The 450-nt window shown below is 54.0% G+C and carries 1 protein-coding gene; it reads left to right on the top strand.

Annotation, left to right across the window (positions count from 1 at the left end; all coding sequences use genetic code 11):
• Positions 1-436 (top strand): 30S ribosomal protein S2 (gene rpsB, locus PL640_RS25540; RefSeq protein WP_271363875.1); only part of this gene is annotated, 436 nt, incomplete at its 5' end.
• Between the last annotated feature and the right edge of the window lie 14 nt (positions 437-450).

Raw genomic sequence — 450 nt, 5'->3', positions numbered from 1 at the left:
GGGCGGTATGCTGACTAACTGGAAAACCGTTCGTCAGTCCATCAAACGTCTGAAAGGCCTGGAAACTCAGTCCCAGGACGGTACTTTCGACAAGCTGACCAAGAAAGAAGCGCTGATGCGCACTCGTGAGCTGGACAAGCTGGAAAACAGCCTGGGCGGTATCAAAGATATGGGCGGCCTGCCGGACGCACTGTGCGTTATCGACGCTGACCACGAGCACATCGCTATCAAAGAAGCAAACAACCTGGGCATCCCGGTATTTGCTATCGTTGATACCAACTCTGATCCGGACGGCGTAGACTTCGTTATCCCGGGTAACGACGATGCAATCCGCGCAGTAAGCCTGTACCTGGGCGCTGTTGCTGCTACCGTTCGTGAAGGTCGCTCTCAGGACCTGGCTTCTCAGGCGGAAGAAAGCTTCGTAGAAGCTGAATAATAAGGTTTAAGCCC

Source organism: Agrobacterium sp. ST15.16.024 (assembly GCF_027956545.1).
GTDB lineage: Bacteria > Pseudomonadota > Alphaproteobacteria > Rhizobiales > Rhizobiaceae > Agrobacterium > Agrobacterium cucumeris.
Note: the sequence above shows the minus strand (reverse complement) of the source record. Positions and strands in the feature narration are given on the sequence as shown.